This is a genomic window from Gordonia sp. UBA7860 (assembly GCF_002500165.1).
Lineage (GTDB): Bacteria > Actinomycetota > Actinomycetes > Mycobacteriales > Mycobacteriaceae > Gordonia > Gordonia sputi.
Window position 1 is genome coordinate 242 of sequence record NZ_DLSO01000112.1, and the last position, 8,580, is coordinate 8,821.

The following is an 8,580-nucleotide window of genomic DNA, read 5'->3' on the forward strand; positions in this document are numbered from 1 at the left end:
ACGTGCACGATGCCGTTGGCGTCGATGTCGAAGGTGACCTCGATCTGCGGCACGCCGCGGGGGGCGGGCGCGATGCCGGTGAGCTCGAAGGTGCCGAGCGGCTTGTTGTCTCGGGTAAACTCGCGCTCGCCCTGGAACACCTGGATCTGCACCGACGGCTGGTTGTCCTCGGCCGTGGTGTAGGTCTCCGACCGCTTGGTCGGGATCGTGGTGTTGCGCTCGATCAGCTTGTGCATCACGCCGCCCTTGGTCTCGATACCGAGCGACAGCGGGGTCACATCAAGCAGCAGAACGTCTTTGACCTCACCGCGGAGAACGCCGGCCTGCAGAGCAGCACCGACCGCGACGACCTCGTCGGGGTTGACGCCCTTGTTGGGCTCCTGGCCACCGGTGAGCTCCTTCACCAGATCGGTGACGGCGGGCATACGGGTCGAACCACCAACGAGCACAACGTGATCGATGTCGCCGACGGAGATGCCTGCGTCCTTGATGACAGCCTGGAACGGAGCGCGGGTGCGCTCGAGCAGATCCGAGGTGATCTTCTGGAACTCGCTGCGGCTCAACTGCTCGTCGAGGAAGAGCGGGTTCTTGTCGGCGTCGACGGTGATGTAGGGCAGGTTGATCGAGGTGCTCTGCGAGGCAGACAGTTCGATCTTGGCCTTCTCGGCAGCCTCACGCAGACGCTGCATGGCCATCTTGTCCTTGGTCAGGTCGATGCCGGAGCTGCTCTTGAACTTTTCCACGAGCCAGTCGACGATGCGCTGATCCCAGTCGTCGCCACCGAGGTTGTTGTCGCCCGAGGTCGCACGGACCTCCACGACACCGTCGCCGATCTCGAGCAGCGAGACGTCGAAGGTACCGCCACCGAGGTCGAAGACCAGGATGGTCTGTTCCTTCTCGCCCTTGTCGAGTCCGTATGCCAGTGCGGCAGCAGTGGGCTCGTTGACGATGCGCAGGACGTTGAGGCCCGCGATCTGGCCGGCCTCCTTGGTGGCCTGACGCTGCGAGTCGTTGAAGTACGCGGGCACGGTGATGACCGCGTCGCTGACGTCTTCACCCAGGTAGGCCTCGGCGTCGCGCTTGAGCTTCATGAGCGTGCGTGCGCTGATCTCCTGCGGGGTGTACTTCTTGTCGTCGATCTCGACGTTCCAGTCCCCCTCGCCCATGTGGCGCTTGACGGACCGGATGGTGCGGTCGACGTTGGTGACGGCCTGGTTCTTGGCGGGCTGTCCGACGAGTACCTCACCGTTACGCGCGAATGCAACGACGGACGGAGTGGTCCGCGAGCCTTCGGCGTTGGCGATGACAGTCGGTTCGCCGCCCTCGAGCACGGACACCACGGAGTTGGTGGTGCCGAGGTCGATTCCAACAGCACGAGACATCTGTTATTTCCTCCTAGTTTGTGGGTGTGCACCCAAGTTCTCAGTCCCCTGGTCGAGCTGATGGCACGACCGAGGGGGTTGGTCGATGCAAACCTGCGTCTGGCTGGGGACCAGAGACTTCAGCGCGTCCGACTCAAGTCCTACTGGTTGAGTCTCACCGCGTCAAGTCTACTTGAGTCTGCCCGACTTAGGTTTCTCGATAGGTCCAACTGTGCACAGATCCGAGTTGTTCCCGATTCGGAGAAAAAAGTTGAGCGCAGTTCGCGCAACTATGAAAGGGCCAGCAAAGCGGCTGTCACGGAGCAGGCGGCAGCGCGTCGCCCGGCAGGCCTTCGGCCTGATAGACCTCGAAGGTGAAGACGCCCGCCTGCACGGCAGGGTCGTCGTTCATGATCTTGGTGACCGTGTCGACGTCGCGGTCGAAGACGCCGACGCCGTGGATGTCGGCGTTGCCCCGGATGGGCAATACGACGGCCAGCTCACCCGCCTTGCGCAGTGCGAGGGTGCGACGACCGTGCTCCTTGATGAACTGCCCGGCCTCGGGCGAGCCGAAGTTCGGACCCGATCGAAGAATCGAGACCGTGTACGGCTGGGCGTACTCGAGAATTGTCTGCATCTCGGCGTCGGTGATCTCGGGCAGGTCGGGCATCTCGGCTCCTCGCGATCGCAATGGCAACGTTTTCAAAGCCAGCCTACGGCCGTCCACATGCGCACGGGACCTACTCGCAGGAACGTTGCACGACGCCTGGCGGCGCTCACGGTGGCCGCGTGACCAGGGCCACGTGGCTCCTCGTCACTAAGCGGACTACAGTCCTCTTAGGACATCTGTAGGAAGGTCAAGAATAATGTCGAAGACAACAAACCACTCTCGCGCGCTCGACGCCGGTCTGCTGACCCTGCGCGTCGCCGTGGGTGCCACCCTGTTCGCGCACGGCGCCCAGAAGTTGCTCGGCTGGTTCGGCGGCCCCGGAATCGACGGCACGACTGCGGGCATGCAGCACATGGGCTTCGAGCCCGCCAAGACCTCTGCCGTAGCCGCGGGCGTCAGCGAGGCCGCAGGCGGACTCGTCGCACTCGGCGCGGGCACCCGCGTGGCAGCAGCAGCGGGCGCGGCAGCGATGATCGCGGCCGCCGACGTGCACCGCCCCAGCGGATTCTTTGCACAGGAGGGTGGCTTCGAGTACCCCGCCGTGCTCGGACTCGCTTCTGCCGCACTGGCTCTCACCGGCCCGGGTCGGTACTCCGTCGACGCGGTCATCAAACACCCGCTCTCACGCGACGGCGTAGGCGTTGCCGCGCTCATCGCGTCTGCAGCGGGAGCCGCAGGTGTCCTCACGCGCCGCAAGAAGGCGCTGGCGTCGAAGACGGCCTGAGCCCGACGCCGTTCGGTCCAGGTGGCCTGGCGTGCGACGCTAGGCCACCTGCACGACGCGGCTGTGCCATCCCGTTGCCCCGTCGGGGATCGGAGCCACTCGCTGGTCGGTCTGCGTCTTCCCCTCGGCGTCGGTCGCCCGGCAGTACAACGTGTGCTGTCCTGGCGTCGCCTGCCAGGTCCAGCTCCACTGCCGCCACGTGTCTGTGGAGTATTCGGTGGCGAGGGTCGCGGTGTTCCACGGGCCGTCGTCGACTCTCACCTCCACCCGTCGCACACCGCGGTGTTGCGCCCATGCCGTACCGGCGACCACGACCGGCCCGACCGGATTGGTCGACAGCGGCGCGGGTTTGTCGATGCGTGACGCCGTCTTGATGGGTGCTTTCACACCCCAGCCGCGCTTCGCCCAATAAGACTGTGCGCGATCGAATCTCGTGATCTCCCAATCGACAACCCATTTGCATGCGGACACGAAGCCGTACAGGCCGGGGATCACCTGGCGTACGGGATAGCCGTGCTCCAGTGGTAACGGAGTTCCGTTCATGCCCACCGCGAGCATCGCGTCGCGTCCGTCGGTGATCGCGTCGAGCGGTGTGCCGGACGTCCAGCCGTCGACGCTCGTCGAGAGCAGCATGTCCGCGTCGGCATGCGGATTCACCATCGCGAGAATGTCGCGCATCGGATACCCGATCCACCTCGCGTTGCTGGCCAGATCGCCGCCGACCTCGTTGGAAACGCACGTCAGGGTGATGATCCGCTCCTGCGCCGACATCGCCATGAGATCGTTCCAGTCCAGCGTGATCTCACGGTCGACCATGCCGTGGATTCGCAGACGCCAATCCGACGTCGACAACTGTGGGACCTGCAATGCAGTGTCGATGCGATAGAAGTTCGCGTTGCTGGTGAGGAACGGTGTTGCCCCTTCGACGTCGATGCCTGAAGGAATCGGTGGCGCAGCAGACTTTGCGCGGGGCAACACGAGGCGGGCTCGCTCCGCGATCACTCCCCCGGCGTCGGCGACGCGTCGAGCAACTACCAGCGAGATCGCGGATGCTCCTGCGACGACCGCCGCCGCACCAAGAAAGGCGCGCCGCGATGTTCCTATACTCTTTGTGCCATCGCTGTTTTCGTCGACTCCATCAGGATCGCTTCGAACCTGTTGCGGCACATGCGATCTACGACTGAGCACGAAGAGTATCGCAACCGCGACCACGCCTGCGACGATCGCCGGTATCACGTAGCTCGCGTCCGCGGTGGGACGAGTGGCCGCCGCGAATGCTCCGAACGCGGCGACGAGAACGACAAGAATGACCCCCGCAGGGGGCCGCCTCACCTGCAGAATGCCCGCCAGCATGGAGAGTAGGGCGAGAGCGATTGCGACACCGATCATCAGCGCCGGTTTGTCGTTGGTACCGAACGTCGTGATCGCCCACTCACGAGCGGACGCAGGCGAGTTGTCGACGAGAAACGCGGTTACCGCCTGAAACGGGGAGGCCATGCGCGACAATGGAATAGCGACCAACTCGCCCGCCGCGATACCACCGAGCACGGCAAGCAGGCCGGAAACCGCGGCACGAAGCCACGTTTCGGATCGCTGACGCATTTCGGACCGCTGACCCACAGCAGACCTCCTCACCGAAGTCAGCCTCGTCGGTCGTCGACTTCTGCAGTACTTCGTTCGAGCGCGCTGTGCGGATGGGTCGCGAAGTATTTTTCTTTTCACCCATCCGGGGTGTGGTTTCCAGCGAATGCCCTCCGAGACTCACAGCACGGTGAGTTTGTTCCTCAATGATGGGATCGATCATGGTAGCCAACAGATTTCAACGCCTGACTCTTGCAGCAGCAGGCGCCGTACTGACCGTGGGAGTGATCGCGGGATGTTCTGACGACAGCAGTTCGTCGTCCGGTTCGACGGCGTCGTCGATGGCCCCGATGTCGTCGTCGGCAATGCCGATGAGCAGCGGTACCGCCCAGCCGGCTTCGCTCGTGGGGCCGGGATGTGCCGACTATGCGAAGGCCAATCCGTCCGGAAGCGGCTCGGTCGAGGGTATGGCGATGGATCCCGTAGCCACAGCGGCATCCCACAACCCGATGCTCAAGACGCTGACTCAGGCCGTGTCGGGACAGCTCAATCCGCAGGTGAACCTGGTGGATACGCTCAACAACGGCCAGTACACCGTCTTCGCGCCGACCGACGACGCCTTTGCGAAGCTCGACGCAGCGACGATCGACAAGCTGAAGACCGATAAGGATCTGCTCACGAAAATCCTGACCTACCACGTCGTTTCGGGACAGATCGCCCCCGACGCGATTGACGGGACACACAAGACCCTCGAGGGTCAGGACGTCACGGTCACCGGGTCGGGCAATGATCTCAAGGTCAACAACGCTGGCGTCGTCTGCGGCGGGGTCAAGACCGCAAATGCCACGGTATACATGGTCGACACCGTGCTGATGCCGCCGACCATGTGATCGATTCCCCGATCAGGTTCTCTGGATAAAGCGATGGGGCGCACCGTAATCGGTGCGCCCCATCGTGATCAGAGGTCGGGTTGATCGACCGGGATCAGGCGGCTGTCCTCGCCGCGTCGGCGACCGGCTCGAGAGCCTGTGCGACGACATCGGCAACGTCGGCCACCGGGGTGACCGTGACGGCGTCGAGGATCTCAGCCGGGACGTCGTCGAGGTCGGCCTCGTTACGCGGTGAGATGAACACCTGCGTCAGCCCGTTACGTTGTGCCGCAAGCAGTTTCTGCTTGAGCCCGCCGATCGGGAGCACGCGGCCGTTGAGCGTGACCTCGCCGGTCATGCCCACCTCGGCACGGACCTTGCGACCCGTCGCCATCGACACCAGGGCTGTCACCATCGTGATGCCGGCACTCGGACCGTCCTTAGGCACCGCGCCCGCCGGGACATGCACGTGGATCGTGCCCTCCAGGTTCTTCGGGTCGACGCCGAGTTCGCGGGCGTGCGCACGGACATACGACAGCGCGATCTGCGCGGACTCCTTCATGACGTCGCCGAGTTGGCCGGTCAGTTGCAGACCACCCTTGCCCTCGCCCGTATCGGTGCGGTTGGCCTCGATGAACAGCACGTCGCCGCCCATTCCGGTCACGGCAAGTCCGGTGGCAACACCGGGGACTGCCGTACGCTCCTCGGACTCCGGCGTGAACCGGGCGCGGCCGAGATACTCCTTGAGATCGGACTCCTCGATCGTGACAGGCGTTGTGGCCTTACCACTTTCGACGTTCGTCGCGACCTTGCGGAACAGCTTGGCGAGCAGTCGCTCGTACTGGCGCACACCCGGTTCCCGGGTGTAGTTGGCAGCGATCTCGCGCAGCGCATCCTCGGTCACCGACACCTCGTCGTTTGTCAGCGCAGCGCGCTCCTCCTGCCGCGGGAGCAGGAAGTCGCGGGCGATGGCCACCTTGTCGTCCTCGGTGTAGCCGTCGATCGTGACGAGCTCCATACGGTCGAGCAGGGCCGACGGGATGTTCTCGATGACGTTGGCTGTCGCGAGGAACACGACGTCGGACAGGTCGAGGTCGAGATCGAGGTAGTGATCGCGGAACGTGTGGTTCTGCGCGGGGTCGAGGACCTCGAGCAGCGCGGCCGCGGGATCGCCACGGAAGTCGGAACCGACCTTGTCGATCTCATCCAGCAGCACAACGGGATTCATCGATCCCGCCTCGCCGATGGCACGCACGATGCGGCCCGGCAGTGCGCCGACGTAGGTACGACGGTGACCGCGGATCTCGGCCTCGTCGCGCACACCGCCGAGAGCGACGCGCACGAACTTGCGACCGAGCGCACGGGCAACAGACTCACCCAGCGACGTCTTGCCGACACCGGGAGGACCGGCCAGCACCATCACGGCACCGGACCCGCGTCCGCCGACGACCTGCAGCTTGCGCTCGGCACGTCGGGCACGCACCGCCAGATACTCGACGATGCGATCCTTCACGTCGTCGAGACCGTGGTGATCGGCGTCGAGGATCTCACGGGCACCCTTGATGTCCGTCGAATCCTCGGTGGTGACGCTCCACGGCAGATCGAGAACGGTGTCCAACCATGTTCTGATCCAACCGGTTTCGGGCGACTGATCACTGGCGCGCTCGAGTTTGCCGACCTCACGCAGTGCGGCTTCTCGCACGTTATCGGGAAGATCGGCCGTTTCGACGCGACCGCGGTAGTCGTCGGCACCGTCGGGTTCGTCCTCACCGAGTTCCTTGCGGATCGCGGCGAGTTGCTGGCGGAGCAGGAATTCCTTCTGCTGCTTCTCCATCCCGTTCCGAACGTCGTCGGCGATCTTGTCGGAGACCTCGGTCTCGGCGATGTGCTCGCTGGTCCAGTCGATCAGCAGTTGCAGACGTTCGCCGACGTCCGGCGTCTCGAGAAGTTGTCGCTTCTGGACGTCGTCGAGCCACGACGAGTAGCCCGACGTGTCGGCGAGATCGGACGGGTCGGTCATCTTGTTCACCGCGTCGATGATCTGCCACGCCTCACGACGCTGCAGCATGGCCAGCACGAGTTTCTTGTACTCCGCGGCCAGCGCCTTGGTCTCGGGCGTCGCCTCGGCGTCGTCGACCTCGGTCACCTCGACCCACAGCGCGTTGCCGTGGCCGGTGGTCCCGGTGCCGATGTGGGCACGTGTCTCGCCCTTGACGACGGCAGCTTGCACACCGCCGGGCATACGCCCGACCTGCACGATCGACGCCAGAACGCCATAGGTGGGATACCGGTCGTCCAGGCGGGGAGCGACCAGCAGTTTTCCGGACTCACTGGCCCGGGCCGCGTCCACTGTCGCCTGCGCAGCGTCGTCGAGAGGCACCGGCACAACCATGCCGGGCAGGACGACCAGATCAGGAACGAAGAGGACGGGCACTGAATACGTGTCAGACATGTAACCTCCAAAGTTCAGTCTGATGGACTCAACCTGGGTGGCAGGATGTTTGTTCCCGGGCAGATTTCGCCTGGGGCGGAATTGGGAGGCTCCGCTCTGCCGCCTGGCCCACGCTGGCCGCCGACCCGGGGCTAAATGTGTGTCGTATCGAAGGATGTGGCTGCTGCAGCACCCACATCCTTCGATTGGACACACATTCAGGGGCGTGCCGGCCTCAACACTCCCCGACGCTGCGGGGATCGAACGGCGTCATCAAGCGGAGGCGGGGAAGCGGCGTCGACGCCAATGGCGATCTGGTGCCGGCAATCCGCGAGAATCCGAAGCAGCCCGGGAGCGTCGTCGAATCCCAGTCGTCGCCGACGGTCCGTGCCAAATACGACGGTCCGACTCAGCAGCGCGCACCGACCAGTACCGAGTCGACACAGCGTTCAGATTCTCGTAGCAGGTCGGGCCGCCCGCACCCGGATCGTGGTGATCGTATTCGGTGACATGGTCGTTGTCGGCCGACCACGCCGACCGGCCACACCCGGGGTCCACGCGATACCCGTCCCGGCAACGGATCGCTTCGTCCAACGCTATTTTCGGTCGGTAGGCATCAGCGCCATAGGCAGGCAGGGTGAACGTGCCGTCAGCGTTCTCGGGGGTGCCGGTGGGCACGATCCGATGTAGCCGCGCATCGTCGCGGGCCGCGATATCGCGAAGGTGCTCACCGGGAATGATGCCGTGACCGTCCATGAATGCCACCGGAACCTCGAACTCGGGATCTGCAGGACACCCGGCATGCGCGGTACGACTCGTTCCGCCGACCTCACCCTCATCACGGTAATCACCCTCGTCGACACTATCGGGCTCGGCACTCTCGGATTCGGCGCTCTCGGATTCGGCACGGTTGAATTCGGCAGTCTTGGGTTCGACGCTCTTGG

6 protein-coding genes and 1 pseudogene are annotated in these 8,580 nt (G+C 64.5%); 2 read left to right on the plus strand and 5 right to left on the minus strand.

Annotated features, from left to right (window positions below; genetic code table 11):
- The coding region (dnaK, locus tag B3T59_RS13875; RefSeq protein WP_287003857.1) for a molecular chaperone DnaK at positions 1-1,382 on the minus strand (1,382 nt) is incomplete at its 3' end.
- A 295-nt stretch (positions 1,383-1,677) separates the two neighbouring features.
- The gene (locus tag B3T59_RS13880) at positions 1,678-2,031 is read right to left on the minus strand and encodes a hypothetical protein (RefSeq protein ID WP_005201920.1); all 354 of its coding nucleotides are present in this window, start codon (positions 2,029-2,031) and stop codon (positions 1,678-1,680) included.
- A gap of 196 nt (positions 2,032-2,227) precedes the next feature.
- On the opposite strand from B3T59_RS13880, the gene B3T59_RS13885 reads away from it, so the two are divergent.
- Positions 2,228-2,755 (plus strand): DoxX family protein, encoded by a 528-nt coding sequence (locus tag B3T59_RS13885; protein WP_005201921.1) that lies wholly within the window; start codon positions 2,228-2,230, stop codon positions 2,753-2,755.
- 39 nt (positions 2,756-2,794) lie between these two features.
- Here the strand turns inward: B3T59_RS13885 and B3T59_RS13890 are convergent, their stop codons facing one another.
- Positions 2,795-4,357, minus strand: coding sequence for a molybdopterin-dependent oxidoreductase (locus tag B3T59_RS13890; RefSeq protein WP_064905814.1), 1,563 nt, complete (start codon positions 4,355-4,357; stop codon positions 2,795-2,797).
- Between the two features lie 200 nt (positions 4,358-4,557).
- On the opposite strand from B3T59_RS13890, the gene B3T59_RS13895 reads away from it, so the two are divergent.
- Positions 4,558-5,226: a fasciclin domain-containing protein gene (locus tag B3T59_RS13895; protein WP_039854197.1), complete on the plus strand. Its 669-nt coding sequence runs from the start codon at positions 4,558-4,560 to the stop codon at positions 5,224-5,226.
- A 94-nt stretch (positions 5,227-5,320) separates the two neighbouring features.
- Here the strand turns inward: B3T59_RS13895 and lon are convergent, their stop codons facing one another.
- Positions 5,321-7,657, minus strand: a complete 2,337-nt coding sequence (gene lon / locus B3T59_RS13900; protein ID WP_005201924.1) for an endopeptidase La — start codon at positions 7,655-7,657, stop codon at positions 5,321-5,323.
- A 252-nt stretch (positions 7,658-7,909) separates the two neighbouring features.
- A pseudogene (locus B3T59_RS13905) lies at positions 7,910-8,580 on the minus strand (hypothetical protein); the annotation flags it as partial.